Origin of the sequence: Streptomyces sp. Inha503 (assembly GCF_047215865.1) — a bacterium.
GTDB classification, from domain to species: Bacteria; Actinomycetota; Actinomycetes; order Streptomycetales; family Streptomycetaceae; genus Streptomyces; species Streptomyces lycopersici.
On record NZ_CP178360.1, the window covers coordinates 488,835 to 504,284 of the forward strand.

At 69.4% G+C, this 15,450-nt stretch carries 13 protein-coding genes and 4 pseudogenes; 9 read left to right on the forward strand and 8 right to left on the reverse strand.

Annotated features, from left to right (window positions below; all coding sequences use genetic code 11):
• Positions 1-4 precede the first annotated feature (4 nt).
• A complete protein-coding gene (locus tag ACJX2R_RS02180; RefSeq protein WP_413098477.1) occupies positions 5-493 on the forward strand; it encodes a cytochrome c oxidase assembly protein in 489 nt (162 codons plus the stop codon).
• A gap of 6 nt (positions 494-499) precedes the next feature.
• Here the strand turns inward: ACJX2R_RS02180 and ACJX2R_RS02185 are convergent, their stop codons facing one another.
• From ACJX2R_RS02185 to ACJX2R_RS02195, 3 genes are all read right to left on the reverse strand, one after another.
• On the reverse strand, positions 500-2,059 hold the full coding sequence (locus tag ACJX2R_RS02185; protein ID WP_413105754.1) for a cytochrome b: 1,560 nt from the start codon (positions 2,057-2,059) through the stop codon (positions 500-502).
• Between the two features lie 159 nt (positions 2,060-2,218).
• Positions 2,219-3,985, reverse strand: a complete 1,767-nt coding sequence (locus ACJX2R_RS02190) for a glycoside hydrolase family 15 protein (protein WP_413098478.1) — start codon at positions 3,983-3,985, stop codon at positions 2,219-2,221.
• Positions 3,982-4,557, reverse strand: coding sequence for an HPP family protein (locus tag ACJX2R_RS02195; RefSeq protein WP_413098479.1), 576 nt, complete (start codon positions 4,555-4,557; stop codon positions 3,982-3,984). Before ACJX2R_RS02195 ends, ACJX2R_RS02190 begins: the two co-directional genes overlap by 4 nt.
• A 165-nt stretch (positions 4,558-4,722) precedes the next feature.
• On the opposite strand from ACJX2R_RS02195, the gene ACJX2R_RS02200 reads away from it, so the two are divergent.
• Together ACJX2R_RS02200 and ACJX2R_RS02205 are read left to right on the forward strand one after the other, a co-directional pair.
• Positions 4,723-5,166: an SPW repeat protein gene (locus ACJX2R_RS02200; protein WP_413098480.1), complete on the forward strand. Its 444-nt coding sequence runs from the start codon at positions 4,723-4,725 to the stop codon at positions 5,164-5,166.
• Complete coding sequence (locus ACJX2R_RS02205) at positions 5,163-6,203, forward strand: SDR family oxidoreductase (protein ID WP_413098481.1); 1,041 nt, start codon at positions 5,163-5,165, stop codon at positions 6,201-6,203. The genes ACJX2R_RS02200 and ACJX2R_RS02205 overlap by 4 nt, the downstream gene beginning before the upstream one ends.
• A 183-nt stretch (positions 6,204-6,386) precedes the next feature.
• Here the strand turns inward: ACJX2R_RS02205 and ACJX2R_RS02210 are convergent, their stop codons facing one another.
• Positions 6,387-6,824, reverse strand: coding sequence for a nuclear transport factor 2 family protein (locus tag ACJX2R_RS02210; RefSeq protein WP_262700786.1), 438 nt, complete (start codon positions 6,822-6,824; stop codon positions 6,387-6,389).
• A 117-nt stretch (positions 6,825-6,941) separates the two neighbouring features.
• Here ACJX2R_RS02210 and ACJX2R_RS02215 point away from each other — a divergent pair, with 117 nt between their 5' ends.
• Complete coding sequence (locus tag ACJX2R_RS02215) at positions 6,942-7,493, forward strand: TetR/AcrR family transcriptional regulator (protein ID WP_413098482.1); 552 nt, start codon at positions 6,942-6,944, stop codon at positions 7,491-7,493.
• On the opposite strand, the pseudogene ACJX2R_RS02220 reads toward ACJX2R_RS02215, so the two are convergent.
• Positions 7,399-7,629: pseudogene (locus ACJX2R_RS02220) on the reverse strand (alpha/beta hydrolase fold domain-containing protein); the annotation flags it as partial. The gene ACJX2R_RS02215 and the pseudogene ACJX2R_RS02220 sit on opposite strands and share 95 nt — an antisense overlap.
• 404 nt (positions 7,630-8,033) lie before the next feature.
• Between ACJX2R_RS02220 and ACJX2R_RS02225 the strand changes: the two are divergent.
• Together ACJX2R_RS02225 and ACJX2R_RS02230 are read left to right on the forward strand one after the other, a co-directional pair.
• Positions 8,034-8,351, forward strand: a pseudogene (locus tag ACJX2R_RS02225) (methyltransferase domain-containing protein); the annotation flags it as partial.
• Positions 8,352-8,544: 193 nt separating this feature from the next.
• Positions 8,545-8,718 carry a hypothetical protein gene (locus ACJX2R_RS02230; RefSeq protein WP_413098483.1) on the forward strand — a complete coding sequence of 58 codons (174 nt, stop codon included), beginning with the start codon at positions 8,545-8,547 and terminating at the stop codon, positions 8,716-8,718.
• Positions 8,719-8,922: 204 nt separating this feature from the next.
• Here ACJX2R_RS02230 and ACJX2R_RS02235 read toward each other — a convergent pair.
• A pseudogene (locus tag ACJX2R_RS02235) lies at positions 8,923-9,102 on the reverse strand (LysR family transcriptional regulator); the annotation flags it as partial.
• A gap of 286 nt (positions 9,103-9,388) precedes the next feature.
• Here ACJX2R_RS02235 and ACJX2R_RS02240 point away from each other — a divergent pair.
• The 3 genes and pseudogenes from ACJX2R_RS02240 (at position 9,389) to ACJX2R_RS02250 (ending at position 13,120) form a co-directional block, all read left to right on the forward strand.
• Positions 9,389-10,195, forward strand: coding sequence for an SDR family NAD(P)-dependent oxidoreductase (locus ACJX2R_RS02240; RefSeq protein WP_413098484.1), 807 nt, complete (start codon positions 9,389-9,391; stop codon positions 10,193-10,195).
• A gap of 109 nt (positions 10,196-10,304) precedes the next feature.
• A pseudogene (locus ACJX2R_RS02245) lies at positions 10,305-10,555 on the forward strand (IS1380 family transposase); the annotation flags it as partial.
• A gap of 375 nt (positions 10,556-10,930) precedes the next feature.
• Positions 10,931-13,120: a polysaccharide lyase family 8 super-sandwich domain-containing protein gene (locus tag ACJX2R_RS02250; protein WP_413098485.1), complete on the forward strand. Its 2,190-nt coding sequence runs from the start codon at positions 10,931-10,933 to the stop codon at positions 13,118-13,120.
• Between the two features lie 414 nt (positions 13,121-13,534).
• On the opposite strand, the gene ACJX2R_RS02255 is transcribed toward ACJX2R_RS02250, so the two are convergent.
• A complete protein-coding gene (locus ACJX2R_RS02255) occupies positions 13,535-14,614 on the reverse strand; it encodes a glycosidase (protein WP_413098486.1) in 1,080 nt (359 codons plus the stop codon).
• Between the two features lie 2 nt (positions 14,615-14,616).
• A complete protein-coding gene (locus tag ACJX2R_RS02260; RefSeq protein ID WP_262700791.1) occupies positions 14,617-15,450 on the reverse strand; it encodes a carbohydrate ABC transporter permease in 834 nt (277 codons plus the stop codon).

Sequence of the window (15,450 nt, forward strand, 5' to 3'; positions counted from 1 at the left end):
CCTCATGGTGATGGACGGGGACGGCGTGATGGAGGGCGCCCTGGCGATGGGGCTGTCCGGATTCATCGTCGCGGTCCTGGTCCCGGGCATCATCCGTGCCACGCGTTCGCGTCCCGTGTGGGGCCGTGTCTGCCTTCCCGCGAGCGTGGCTCTGCCGCTCTTTCTGCTCGTGCACGCGGCCGCCACGCTCACTCCGTTGTTCCACGGGGCGGCGACCCCGGCAGTCCACTGGGTTCTGGAGGCCGCCCTGGTCGGCAGCGGCTTCCTCTTCTGGCTTCCGGTGTTCGGCGGCCGGTACCGGCTCAGCGAGCCCGGCCGCTGCCTCTACCTCTTCCTCGCCTCGCCGCTCCTCGACCTGCCCGCCCTCCTCGTGATCGCTTCCGGCCACGCCCTGGGCGGACTGTCGATGATCGTGGGCATGCTGCCCATCGGGGTGGCGGCCATGGCCGTGACCTGGCGCTGGGCGACCGCGGAAGACCAACGCGCCATCTGACGCGGGCTATGGGTTTCCGCTCGGCGCTCTGGAGTCCTTCTCGGGGCCCGTGATGGCGGCCGCGGCGCGTCGGCGTTGCTTGGCGGTCGTGGGCAACTCGACCCGGTCGCGGAAATACCAAGCGCTCAGCGCGTTGCGCAGCCGGTGCCGGCGGAAGAAGCGGCCGGGCTCGACGCCATCCGTACGCGGGCGAGGGGCGTCCCGCACCAGCAGCCGGTAGGCCGTCTCGGCGGGCAGCGGGGTACGGACCTCCTGGTACCCGCCCGCGGCGCCCCGGCGCACCTCTCCGGTGCCGTCCCCTTCCAGCAGCTGCCGCCGGTCGGCAGCCTGGAGTCCGAGGCACAGGCGCTTGGTGGCCCAGTAGGCGAAGGCGGGCAGCAGGAACACCGCTCCGCGGAAGGTGTACGTCAGCGCCTCCACCGGCAGCTTCAGCACATACGCCAGCACGTCCTGTCCCCCGGCGAAGAGCAATACGGCGTAGAAACACACGCCTGCCGCTCCCAGTGCCGTGCGGGTCGGCTGGTTGCGGGGCCGGTCGCACAGATGGTGCTCTCCGGTGTCGCCGCCGATCCACCGCTCGAAGAAGGGGTAGGCGTACAGGACGCCGAACAGGGCGAGCGGCAGCCCGATGCCGGGGATGAAGACGTCCCAGACGATCGTGTGGCCCCACAGGTTCGTCTCGGCGGCGGGCATCAGCCGCAACGCCCCTTCCAGGAAACCCACGTACCAGTCGGGCTGGGCGTCGATGGATACGGTGTCGGCGCGGTAGGGGCCCACCTCCCAGATCGGGTTGATCTGTAGGAGAGCCGAGAGCAGCGTCAGTACGCCGCCCACGAGGAGGAACAGTCCGATGGACTTGGCCGCGTACTGCGGGAACAGCGGCTTTCCGACGACATTGCGGTTGGTGCGGCCGGGCGTGGCCCACTGGGTGTGCTTGAGGTGGACCACCAGCATCAGGTGCACGCTGATCAGGGCGATCAGCAGGCCGGGGAGCAGCAGGATATGGGCCGCGTACATCCGCGGAATGATGTCGAGCCCGGGGTACTGGCCACCGAAGAGGAAGAAGCTGAGATACGTGCCGACCACGGGAGTCGACAGCACGATGCCCTGGAAGGTCCGCAGCCCGGTGCCGGACAGCAGATCGTCGGGGAGCGAGTAACCGCAGAAGCCTTCCAGCAGCGCGAGCATGAACAGGGTCACGCCGATCGTCCAGTTGACCTCACGGGGACGCCGGAAGGCCCCGGTGAAGAAGATGCGCAGCAGATGGCAGCCGATGGCGGCGACGAACACCAGCGCGCCCCAGTGGTGGATCTGCCGGAGGAGCAGACCACCACGGACATCGAAGCTGATGCGGAGCACGGACGCGAACGCCTGTGACACCAGATTTCCGCGCAGCGGCGCGTACGAGCCGGTGTAGGGCGACTCGTCCATGCCGGGGTCGAAGAAGAAGGTGAGATAGACGCCGGTCAGCACCAGCACCAGAAAGCTGTAGAGGGCGAGTTCGCCGAGGAGAAAGGACCAGTGGTCGGGAAAGGCCTTGCGCAGTCCTCCCTTGCCGAGTTCCATCAGGGGCGTCCGGCGGTCGAGCGCATCCGCGACCCGCTCGCCGCGCGCCACCGTGTCCTTCACCGCCACCTCCTGGGCGCCGGCCGCGGGGCCGGTCGCCACACAGAGGTCCCCGAGGACCGTCGACCGCGAAACGCCCGTTCCACCAATCGGGGATGTTCAGCTCTCCGGGTCGCCGCTGAGGCGTACCGCCGCCTCGAGGAGCTGGGCGTGGACGAACGCCTGGGGCAGGTTGCCCCTCAGCTGGCGCTGGCGGACGTCGTATTCCTCGGCGAACAGCCCCGGCGGGCCGCAGGCGGCCCGGGTGCGTTCGAACCAGCGGAAGGCGCTGACGGGATCGCTCTGGCGGTGGGCGGCGAGCGTCATCATGAAGCCGCACAGCAGGAAGGCTCCTTCGGCCTCGCCCAGGGGCTGGTCACCGTGGGCGAAGCGGTAGAGGTAGCCGTCCTCGGACAGCCGTTCCTCGATGAACCGGCGGGTGAGCGGCCCGCTGGGGTCGCCCGGCGGGAGGCAGCCGCGGGCAAGTGGCAGCAGCAGGGCGGCTTCCGGCCCCTCGTCGTCCTCGGCACGGGCCCAGTGGCCCGCGGGGCTCAGGCAGCGGCGGCGGGTCTCGCGCAGGATCGTGTCGGCCAGGTCGTCCCAGTCCCGCGCGGCCCGGCCCCGCACCTCTCGTGCCACGGCGCGCAGACCGGCCACCGCACAGAGCCGTGAATGAGTCCACCAGCGGTTTTCCAGCTCCCATAGACCGGCTTCCGGACGCAGCCAGTTGCGCTCGACCGCGTCCACGGCCACATCGAGGGCGCGGCGCGCGTCCGTGTCGAGCCGGTCGAGCCGTGCGGCGGCGGCGTACAGCTGGAGGATCTCGCCGAAAGAGTCCAGCTGGAACTGCCGGCCCGCGCGGTTGCCCACCCGGTCGGTGCCGCCCGGATAGCCGGGCAGCGGCAGGGAGCGCTCCTCGCCCACCGGGTCCCCGGCGACGGTGTAGGTGGGGCGCAGTGCGTCGCCGTCGGCCAGCAGACGCTCGGTCACGAAGCCCACGGCCGCGTCCAGGAGGGGATGCGGGCCGTGCGCCGCCACCGCGAGACCGGCGTAGCACTGGTCGCGGATCCACGCGTATCGGTAGTCGTAGTTGCGTTCGCCGCCCGAGCTCTCCGGGAGCGAGGTGGTGGCGGCGGCCGCCATGCCGCCGGATGCGCCGCTGGTCAGGCCGCGGAGGATGGCGTAGGCGTGCCGGGCGTCTCGCGGGGCGGCCAGGGCCGAGCAGTCCGGCACGGCACCCGCCCAATGGCGCTCGGTCGCCTTCCACAGCCGCTCAGGATCCAGTTCGTCCGTTCCCGCCCGGGTGCCGATCTCCAGAACGAGGTGACGCGCCTCCCCGGAGACCACCGTGAAGCGTGTCTCCAGCGAGCCCTGCGGACCGGGGACGGCGTCGGCAGCTCCGGCGAGGCGCAGACGCAATCCACCGCCGTGGGCCGACCAGATCCCGCGCTCCCGCCGCAGGCCGGTCATCGAGTGCTCGCCGAAGCCGGGGCGGACATCCAGCCTCAGCCGTACGCGGGCGTCGCCGCGCACCGCCCGGATCCGGCGCAGCAGGACCAGCCGGTCGGGGTCGGCGGGCACGGCCAGCGCCTCGCGGCATTCGATCTCGCTGTCACCGGTGATCCAGCGCCCGACGTGGATGAGGGTGCCTTCCTCGTAGTAGCCGCCCCAGACGTTCCACTGGTCCTCCGGGCCGAGGAGGTACTCCCCCGGTCCGCCGATCAGGGTGGAGAACACCGCGTCGCTGTCCCAGCGGGGCGCGCACAGCCACACCATCTCGCCGCGCGGCCCCACCAGGGCGCCGCGTTCGCCGTCTCCGAGGAAGGCGTACGCCCGGAGGGCCCACGGCGACGACGTGTACTCGCTCGCGGGGGGCGTGTCATTCATCCTTTGCCTTCCTCTGCCTCTGCCTCTTTCTGTGTGGTGCCCGTGCCCGTCCGCCGGGTGATCCACGCGATCAGTGCCGCGCCCGCGATCAGCAGGAGGAGCCCCACGAGCATGCCGTACAGGGGCGGTCCCGGCCGGGCGATTCCGGCCGTGATCAGCAGGGCGGTGGCGGCCGCGGGCGGGTGCTGGGCCTCGATCAGTTCCAGCACGAGGAGGGTCAGGCCCACGGCGAGCGCCTGGGCGCCGATCTGCGCCCAGGTGTCGTGCTTCTGCTCGACCACGGAGGGGTGCTGCCACAGCCCGAAGACGGCCAGGCACGCGAGTCCACAGGCGGTCGCCACCAGGTGTCCCAGCGAGGAGTTGCGCAGCCGGGCCGCCTCGCTCTCCGGATGGACCACGAGCACGTACGCCGTCGGTCCGAGGGTGGGGGTCAGCGTGATCCAGCCGGTGCCCTGGCCGATCGCGCCCACCACGGCCAGCAGCACCGCCGAGGCCAGGAAGAGGCGTCTTCCGGCCGCCCACCGCGTGCCGATCCGAGCCGGGACCGTGTCAGTACGGGGCAAGCTGGCCATCCGGCGCACCTCCTCTTTCCGCCCGGTGCCCCGAGTACCCGGCTGTGGCACAGCAACCGGTGGAAGGTACGGCGCCTGCTCGGCGAATCCGGCACAGCCGCTGTGATTGGGCCCGCGTCTCGCGGCTACCCGGTGCTGAACGCCATCGGAAGGAAGTGCGTCATCATGACCACGCACGGCGCCCGCATGGAAGAGCACCCGGACCTGATGGAGCTCAGGGCCCGCTATGAGCGGGCGGCGACGACCCCGCAGGCCCGGGCCGTGGAGGGGCTTACCCTGCTGGCCGGGCTGTACCTGGCCATCTCTCCGTGGGTGGTGGGCTTCTTCGACACCGCGACGGGGCTGACGGTCAACAATCTCATCACCGGACTGGCGGTCGCGATCCTGGCGCTCGGCTTCGGTTCGGCCTACGAGCGCACCCACGGCCTGGGCTGGGTCGTGGCGGCGATCGGTGTCTGGACGATCATCACGCCGTGGGTTGTCTACGGCCCCTCGGCCACCACGGGCACCATGGTGAGCAACGTCATCACCGGCGCGGTGATCTTCCTCCTGGGGCTGGCCACCTCGGCCTTCGGGATGAAGGAGAAAACCCGAGCGCAGCAGCGGTGAAGGGCTCCGGCGAACGGCCGCGACGTCACGGGCGTGAGACCGCCGTCGTGACCGGTGCCAGCGCCGGCATCGGCCGCGCGACCGCTCACGCCTTCGCCGCGCGGGGCGCTGCGGTCGCCCTGCTGGCCCGCGGTGCTCGCGGTCTGGAAGCGGCCGCGGACGAGGTGCGGTCGGCCGGTGGCCATCCGCTGCCCATCAGCGTCGACGTCTCCGACGCCGCGGCCGTCGAGGCGGCGGCCACCCGGGTGGAACAGGAACTTGGGCCGATCGACGTCTGGGTGAATGCGGCCTTCGCCACGGTCTTCGCCCCCGTCCAGGAGATCGAGGCGAAGGAGTTCGAGAGGGTCACGCGCGTGACGTACCTGGGATTCGTCCACGGCACCCAGGCGGCCCTGCGCCGCATGGTGCCCAGGGACCGCGGCACCATCGTGCAGGTCGGCTCCGCCCTCGCCCATCGAGGCGTTCCCCTGCAAGCCGCCTATTGCGCGGCCAAGCACGCCATCCAGGGCTTCCACGAATCCCTGCGCTGCGAGCTCCTGCACGACCACAGCCGGGTGCGGGCCACCATGGTGCACCTGCCCGGCGTCAACACGCCCCAGTTCAGCTGGGTGCTCTCCCGCCTGCCGCGACATCCCCGGCCCATGCCGCCGATATACCAGCCGGAAGTCGCCGCGAAGGGGATCCTTTACGCCGCCGACCACCCGAGACGACGCGAGCACTGGGTGGGTGGCTCGACCGCCGCGACACTGATCGGGAACAGACTCGCCCCAGGGCTGCTCGACCGGTACCTCGCCCGTACCGGCTACTCCTCCCAGCAGACGGACCGGCCGCGCGATCCGGACCAGCCGACGAACCTCTGGACCCCCGCCGACGACACCGACGGCCACGACCACGGAACGCACGGGGTCTTCGACGATCAGACAACCAACCACAGCACCCAGCTGTGGGCCTCCCAGCACCACGGGCTGCTGGCGGCCATCGGCACAGCCGCCGGGACCATCGCGTGCGCACTGGCGGTACGGCGCGCCAGGAGCTGAACCGCGGACCGAACCGAAGTGCCGAAGCGAAGTGCCGAAGCGACAAGCCCGGCGATGCCCACCGATCGCAAACCCACGCATGCCAGAACAGCAACGTCAAGTCACGGAGAGACGGCGACCGGGCGAGCATGAGCCCGGGTAGACCCAGGTGATACGCCCCGAGCAGGCGGGGCATCCGTCGCACTAGGCGTTTGTCAGCCGCGCGCAGAGGGCGTCGACCCTGTTGGTGGCACGAGCGAGCCCGAGGTGGTCGATGTAGTCCCGCGACTCGACGATCAGCCCGTCGCGGATTCGGAAGACGATTATGCCCGGCGCGGCCCAGCCCGCGTCGCCGCGGTAGGTGAACTCGCCGATGACCACCTCGGGGTCGGCAGTGTGGTGGACGCGTACGTCCTCGACGCGGACGCCCGCCAAGCCGACCTGCCCGGCCGCGGCGAAGTGCTGCCGGAGTGCTTCGCGGCTGAGCAGCGGGGTGTCGCCGAGCGGGGCCATCGGGTGTCGCACATCGGTTTCTTCGGCGTAGAACTCGGCCAGCTTGTCGACCTGACCGCGGTCACCGTTCTGTAGCCGGCAGGCGCCGTCGAGCACGGCACGGAACGTCTCTTCGGGGGTTCGCATCATGGTTGCCCTTCTAACCGGAGTCTGCACTCCGGACTATACGGAGTCCCCACTCCGGACCGCAAGAGTGGGTCCAGGGGGCCGCGGGAGCGAGGGATCCGGAGAGGGGAAAATGGCTGCATGCGAAGCGACGCGCAGGCGAATCGGGACCGGGTGCTGGCCGCAGCCGAAGAGGTCTTCGGCGAGTCCGGCAAAGCCGGCTCGACCGAGGAGGTCGCGCGCCGGGCCGGCGTCGGGATCGGCACCGTGTTCCGGCACTTCCCGACCAAACAGCTGCTGGTCGAGGCCACGATCGTGCGGCACCTCACCCTGCTGACCGACACAGCGCGGGCGCGAGGCGAGGGCGGCGAGGCCGGGGCGGCTTTCCGGATGACGTTCCGGGAGATGGTCTCAGGCGCACCGGCGAAGCTCGCGCTCGTCGCGCTGCTGGAGGAGTCCGCTGATCCGGCGGGCGCCACTGATGAGGTGGTGGCCGCGGCCTCTGGGCTGCGGGACGCCGTCGAGGTGCTGCTGTCCCGGGGCCAGGAAGCCGGTGAGGTGCGCGAGGACGCGACGGTGGACGAGGTCTACGTGCTGATCAGGGCGCTGGCCAACGCCCGGGGTGACCGGGCTGTCGTGGACAGGGCGATCGGCCTGGTGCTGGACGGACTGGCGCCGCGGCCTTCCGAGTAGCCACCCCGCGGCCCACGGGTCGGAGGGCTGGTACCGCGGCGCGGCTGAGTCGTTGTGCGTAGGCGATGTTCTCATCGCGGAAAATGTCGAGCTGGCCTGTTTCGATGTAGGCGGGTGGAAGCGCGCTCAGGTTGTCGGCGCGGGCGGGGGGCGGGCGCCATAGGCGGGGGTGTCAGGGCCGCCTACCGCATCACCCAACAGGCAACGCCAGCCGGTGAGGTTGTCCTCCGCGCTCCAGGTCGCTGTGTCGGCGAGGTCGGGCTGGGCGACGATGGTCCGGTCGTCGAACCCGGGCCCCCGGAGACCCCCGTCTCCTGCTCGCCCCGCTGCCCAGCGGGCCGTTGGCCTACGCCGAGATCATGAACCAGCGCCTCGGCTACCAGGTGAGCGGTACCGGGCGGTGATGCACCGGCCGGAACCGGTTCGTCGACACCCACCGCGTCGCAGCCGTCACCTGCCCCGACCGGGCGGCGGCCGAGCAGAGCGGGCAGTGCGCCCGCTGCGCCGGCCAGGACGACTTCCGCTTCGCCCATCAGTTCCATAAAGGGAGGCCACGCCCCCCGTAGCCCTCGCCGCGTACATGGCGCAACCGACACCGGCGCGACCGCCCGCGCGATCCTCGAACTGGTCCCTGACCGGGCCCGGGTCGTCTCCCTGGACAGCGCCGCCGCGATGCAACGTGTTGACCGCCGCACCCTTCACGACCCCCGCCTGTCCTGGATCACCGCCCCAGCAGAACGGCTGGCCGATCACGTCCCGACCGGCGGCGTCGACACCGTTGTGTGCGACTCGGCGATATGGAAGACCGACACCGCCGCGGTATTCGCCGCGGTTGCCCGAGTCCTGCGCCCAGGCGGGCGGTTCGTCTTCAACATCGGCGGCGGCTTCGCAGGTGTCCGCCACCCCGACGAGCAGACCGCACGCACCAGGCCGTCGCTGAACACCCTCATCCGCCAGATCGCCGCCCGCGATCACGGATACACCCCCCGCCGCCGACGCGCCCCTCAAGCTGCCGCTGAGGAAGGTCACCGAGCAACTGGCCGCCACCGGGTTGAACGTCCTCGACACCGAGGTCACAGCCCGGCACAGCACCATGGCGGAGAAGAAGGCGTGGCTGTCCATCCCGGTGTTCGCCCGGCCCGACGGGGACTTCACTCATGCCCAGCGCATGAAGATCCTGGACGCGGCCTATACCCTGACCACCCCCGATACCCCAACCGCGTGACGAGTTGGCTCGTCGTCGGCGCCCAGCGACCGGGCGGCACGCCGTGACCACCCCGGCCACGTCCTCCTCCGTAGAGAGCTTCTGCGACCACGCCAGCGTCGAGGTGCTCATCCCCTACACCCTGACCAGCTCCAGCTGCTCACCCTGCCCGCGCCTGCCCTCGACCGGATCGACACCGTCCTTTGATCGGCAACCGGAACCGGCTGCCATGGTCACTGTGACCCCGCCCGATGTCCGAGTGAACAGCTGCACACCGAGGTGCTTTTCCAGAGCGCCGATCTGCTGCGACAAGGACGGCTGCGTGACGCGCAGACGCTCAGCAGCCGCTGTCATGGAGCCTTCTTCGGCCACAGCCAGAGCGTATTCGTATTGCCGCAGGTTCATCCGTTTCCACTTTCCGGTGGCATAGGCAATGTCAATCTCAAGTATGCGACGACACTATTTGTCTCTATGGCTCGCGGATCCTACCGTGATGCGTGTCCGGTGGATCGCCGCCGCCGAAAGCGGTGGCCATCAGCGCGGGAGTCGGTACGGGCGTGCCTGTGAGAGGCCCGTGGCGGCGAGGCAGCCCGGCGGGTTCTGTTCGACAACGCATCGTCCCGATCCCGGGCAGCTGCCCCGGAGGCCCGCGTCACCCGGACGCTCACCAACATGAACGGGAGTGGCAGTCATGGCAAATCAGACAGGTGTTGGCCGCGGCGACGGGGTACCGCCGAAGAACGCCGATTCGAGACTGGCGGGAAAGGTCGCGCTCGTGACGGGTGCTTCCAAGGGCATCGGGGCGGGCATCGCGCGGGAATTCGCTGCGGCCGGAGCATCGGTCGTGGTCAACTACGCCTCCAGTGCCGCCGGCGCCGAGCGGGTGGTGCGGGACATCCAGGCGCGAGGGGGGACCGCGATCGCCGTGCAGGGCGACGTGTCGGTGCCTGCGGATGTTGAGCGCCTCTTCGCAAGGACCGTAGACGCGTACGGCCGGTTCGACATCCTCGTCAACAATGCCGGTGTCTATCACCCACAGCCGCTGGAGACCGTCACGCAGCAGGAGATAGACCATCAGCTTTCCGTCAACGTGACCGGACCGATCCGTACGATCCAGGAAGCCCTTAAGTACTTCGGGTTCGACGGCGGGTCGGTCATCAACATCGGATCGCTGGACAGCGCCCGCGCGGTGCCGGGGATGTCGGTGTACGCCGCGACGAAGGGCGCCGTCGATGCCTTGACGCGCGTCCTGGCCGCCGAGCTCGGCCCTCGCGGGATCCGAGTGAACACCCTGGCCCCTGGCGGTGTGGAGACGGAAGGCATCCACGCGGCCGGCTTCATCGGCAGTGACGCCGAGACGGAGATGATCGGGCACACCCCCCTGGGCCGTATCGGTCAGCCCAGGGATCTGGCGCGGGCGGCGGTCTTCTTCGCCTCCGACGACGCCGCATGGGTCACCGGAGAACGCCTCACCGCCTCTGGCGGCCTGCGAAGCTGACACACCCTGACAACGCCGGAATCTACAGACCCGCTCCGCGGGATCCCCATGGGGACGCTGCTTTCGATCATCAACCGCTACATCGACCGCACAGGACCTGTGACCGCGCGATACGGGCAAGATCCCGCTGGACGCGGCGCTCGCGGTGGCACTGGACGGGGACTGTCTGGCCAACGTGGGCCTGCTGCGGGCCGAGCCTGCCGTGTTCGGGCCGGTGCCTCCGACCCCACGGTCTCCCGGCTGATCAGCAAGCTGGCGGTGGGCAGGCGCCGGGTCCTGGCCGCGCTCCGCTCCGCCCGCGCCGAAGTACGCGAACACGTCTCGCGGCCGGCCGGGGACACGGCGCCGGACACGGACGGGTAAGTGACCGCCGACACTCACCTGTCCAATCGGAAACTCAAGCGCACGCAGCACCGCGACCCGCCTCGGCCGGACACACCCTGCGTGACGCCGATGGGACCGACGAAGCCCCAGACCGACCCGCCGGGAACCCACCTGAATCACTGGTATTGCCCCTAGGGGGCCGAAGTCGCCCTCGCCCACCCAGCGTCGCGACTGTTGACGTACCCAGGCCGTAGCCGGTAACTGTTTACCAGCCACTTTCAAACCGGTTTAGAAATCGGTGTGCACCCAAGCCGAAGCCGTGACCGAATCAGCACCCGGAAGACCTCGTCAACCGACGCACGCCCCCAACGGCATCGTTGTCAGGATCTGGGCGCGCCCAAAGGAGTCCGCATGACGGAAAACGGAGTCGTACCCCTGCCCGATCGACGTCGCGTCCTACTCGGGGGCCTCGGGATCACCGCCGGTGTCGCCGGGCTGACGCTGTCGGTGCCAGCTCTCGCGCGGGCCGCGGAGGCCGGTGGGAGTCGAGCGGTCACGGACGACATTCAGCTCATCATCGAACGCCTGCAACAGCGGTTTCTTGCCCAGGGCGACCAGGTGAGGATCGCCAATGGCATCTTCCTCGCCCGTACGTCCGAGGCCCTGGCCTATGTCGAGTCCCTGCGCGCCGACGGCTCGTGGCCCAATGTGGACTACGACGACACCACCAGTTCCGCCAACGGTCGGGTCTGGTCGCCCTATCACGCGCTGTACCGCATGATCGCAATGGCTCACGCCTACCGTGACCCGGATGCCGCGGGCTACGGCAAACCGGAGCTGATCGAGGCCCTGAACCGTGCGCTTCTGTACTGGGACAGTGTCAAACCGACCAGCACGAACTGGTGGGAAGTCGAGATCGGCAAGTCGATGGCCATGGGCCGGGTGTCGATCTTCGTCGGCGACGAACTCAGCGCCGAGGCACGGGAGGTGACCTACGCCCACAACACCGGCCGCCTGGACCCGGTCGGGGCGAACGGCTCCTGGAGGACCGAGAACTACCTCTATGAGGCCGTCGCGAAGCACGCGACCGCCGACATCGAGCAGGGTTACGCCACCATGTCGCAAACGGTCGCCGTCGACAGCAGCGGTAAGGTCACCGAGGCCGTGCAGGTGGACTCGTCCTTCTGGGCACATGGGGCGCAGCTCTACAGCGAGGGCTACGGCATGGCCCTGTTCACCATCGTCGCGGCCTGGGCCGATGTCGCGCGCGGCACCAGCTTCGCCTTCTCGCCCAAGGACATCGACGCCATTGCCTTCTACATCCTCGACGGGACCCGCTGGCTGATCCGCGGTGAGATCGGGATGATGTATCTCGGATACCGTCCCCCCAACACCATCGATGGCATTACGAGTTACGCGGCCGACTTCCTCGAGCCGCTCGACCGGATGGTTCGGGCCGATGAGATGAACTCGACGGCGTATCAGCGACTTGCCGACAATATCCGCGGGAAGGTCCGGGGTAACGGCGTCACCGGGCATAAGTACTTCTGGCGCTCGGAGTTCTCCTCACATCTGCGGGATGCGTATGGAATCTTCACCAGAGTCAATTCCCCTCGTATGAAGGGCAGCGAGTACCGCTCCACCTTCCGGCCCGAAGTCGGCAACGAGATCGACTGGAATGCGGCGGGAGCCACCTCGGTCCAGGTCACGAACCGGGAATACGACGACCTCGTACCCGCCTTCGACTGGTTCCACTACCCGGGTGTCACCGCGCCTTACACCAAGGTGACGACGCAGTCGAGTCCCGCCAACCGCGGCAGCTTCACCGGCGGGGTCTCCGACGGGCGTTACGGGGCAAGCGTCTTCACCCTCGACCGGTTCTCGACGACGGGGCGCAAGAGCTACTTCTACTTCGACGATGAGATGGTCGCGCTCGGCGCCGGGATCAGTTCCACCTCGCAGCACGCCGTCCACACGACCGTCAATCAGGGAGCGGCCCGGCCCAATGCCTCCGTCGGTGGCAAGGCCGTACGCCCAGGGACCGATGCAGCCGCCACCGGCGCCTCATGGGCGTACAACGACGAGATCGGCTATGTCTTCCCGGAGGGTGGGCCGTTGAAGGTCTCGAACAAGGAGCAGACCGGGAGCTGGCTCGACCGTGATCCGGTGAAACGGAATGCCTTTACCCTCTTCTTCGACCACGGCACCACCCCGGACGGAGCCACCTACGCCTACGTCCTCCTTCCCGGCGCGACACCCGAAAAGGTCCGCTCCTATGCGGCCGAGCCGGCCGTCAAGATCCTGCGCAACGACGAGCAGGTCCAAGCGGTCCGCCACCCGCGGCTGCGGCTGACGATGGCGACCTTCCATGCCGCGGGCTCCCTCGACCTGGGATCAGGCCGGACTCTGCGGGTCGATCAGCCCGCCATCATCATGCTCGACGAGAACGGCAGCTCCGCCGTGGTGAGCGTCGCCAACCCCGACCAGCCCGGCCTGACGGTCTCCGTCACCCTTGCCGCCCCCGGCCGCACCCGTCGTGCCAGCTTCCCGCTGGGCGCCGGCCCGAACCTCGGCAAGACGGTGACGCAGCCCCTCAGGTGACGCGAAGCGCAGACATAAACCGGCTTGCGGCCGACGGCTTCTCTCCGCCGGCCGCAAGCCGGTTCAGCCCATACGCTGTCGTTGCCGGCGAGGACGGCGCGTCGGCGCATCCGCGCGGCGGCGCTCGTCGACCGGGAGGTGGGGGTGCGGATCGTGGCGAGCAGCGGGTGCAGGGTGCGTCCCCTTGAACCGGCCGTAAGGGGCGTCCTGCTTGGTCCGGCCGTAGACCCGTTTGTGGGTGGAGCCGCCGAAATGGCAAGCGTCCGAGGTGCCGACCATCAGATCGGCGCCCTCGACCGGTTTTGGCCAGGCTCGCGATGATACCGATCGCCCACTCATTTCCGGCGCCCCACCACCACCGAGAGCCCGCGCCACACCCGCGACGGTGAAGAGCCGGTTCACAGGTCAGAGGCGTCAGTCCGCGGTCCGCTCCAGGGCGGCTACGCCGATCGCGCTGTCCGCCATCCCGTAGAACACATAGACAGTCCCCGCGATGCGCTCGATCGCGGTTGGGAAGACAACGTTGCCAAGCGTTCCTACCGTCTCCTCGCGGGTCTCCGGAGACAGCCACGGCTCCTGCGAGCGCGCCAGCACCCGCGCCGGATCGTCCGGGTCCAGCAGCATGCCGCCGGCCCGGTAGACGGCGCCATGGCTGAGCTCAAAGCCCCTCGCGACCGGACCGGTCACACCGTGGTGGATGAGCAGCCAGCCCTCGGGCACCCGCAGCGGCGGCGGACCCGCACCGATCTTCGCCGCCTCGAACGGCATCTCCGGAGCGGCCACCGGAGCGGAGTGCCGCAGCGAGGTCAGCGCCGAAAGATCGCGGCGGGCCGCCTCGGCGTCCACGTACGCGATCCAGATTGACGGGCGGCCGTCGGCCACCCCGGCCGGGGCCGGGGCGCCCTCGCCCGGGCGCAGCCAGTCCAGGTCCCACATCGGCCGGTGCAGCATCGCAAAGCTCGCACGGCCGTCGGGGCCGGGCACGATCTCGGGGAAGAAGACAAGGTCTTTATTGGGGAAGAAGTTCAAGTCGGTGGACAGGTGCGGCTGATACGCAAAATGCAGTGGGCCCAGACGGCGCCAGCTGATCGTGTCCGTAGAGACGGCCAACGCGGGCCGCGGGCCGAGCGGGCCGTAGGCGACGTACGTCATGACGTGCACGCCCAGGTCGGGGATGAAGGTGATGCGGGAGTCCTCCACGCCGGCGTTGTGTGCACCCCGCTCGAAGCCTTCGTCCGGGGACAGCACCACGCCCTGGCGCTCGACGCCGACCGGTACGCCGTCTTCGATCACGACACGGGCGCGGCCGATCCGGGAGACGTTGCCTGCCGCGACCATGCGGGGGAAGAGATAGAGCTCGCCGTCGGGTCCCCAGGCGGTGGCCGGATTGAGGACGCCCTCGGCCTCCAGGGGGTCGGTGGGGTCGGCGTTCATGAGCACGCCGACCCGGTTCAGTGCATACGGGAGCGCGCTTTCGGTGTTGAGCCGGGTCATACCTAGCCTTTGATCGCGGATCCGAGGTTGGCGGAGGTGAAGTGGCGCTGGAAGAGCAGAAAGAGGACGACGGCCGGCACCGCCAGCACGCAGGCACCGGCGAGCACAGCGCCCATGGGATTGGCCTGGAAGGTGGAATTGGCCTGCGAGAAGTTCGCCAGGCTGACCGCGAGGGGCTGCATCCCCTGGTCCTTGGTCACCAGGAACGGCCAGAGGAACTCGTTCCACGGGCCGATGAAGGTCACCAGCATGGCTGTGAGAATCGCCGGGCGCACCAGTGGCACCGCCACGGAGCGCAGGATGCGCAGCTCACTCGCTCCGTCCATACGCGCCGCGTCGAAGATCTCGCGCGGGATCTGAAGGAAGTACTGGCGGAAGATGAGCACGGCGACGGAGTTGATGGCGAACGGCAGGATCATTCCGGCGTAGCTGTCGGCGAGGCCGAAGTAACGCACCACCATTACGTACAGCGGGATCATCAGCAGCTGGAACGGGATCGCCTGGACCAGCAGGACGAGCGCGAACACCAGGCCGCGGCCGCGGAAGCGCAGGATCGCCAGGGCGTAGCCGGCCAGCAGGCCGAAGACCAGCGTGCAGACCACCACCCCGACCGTCATGATCAGCGAGTTGGCCAGGGCGCCCAACAGGCTGAACGAGTCGTCGATACCGGCGAGGTTGTCCAGGGTCAGGTTGCTCGGCTTCGGCAGCAGGCCGCCGAGGCCGGTGTCGCGCTTCTTCTGTAGCGCCCCGATGAGCATGTAATAGAACGGCAGCAGCGCGGCGATGGCGCCGAGGCCGAGCGCGGCGTAGCGCAGGATGCGCAGGGTGCGGGCCAT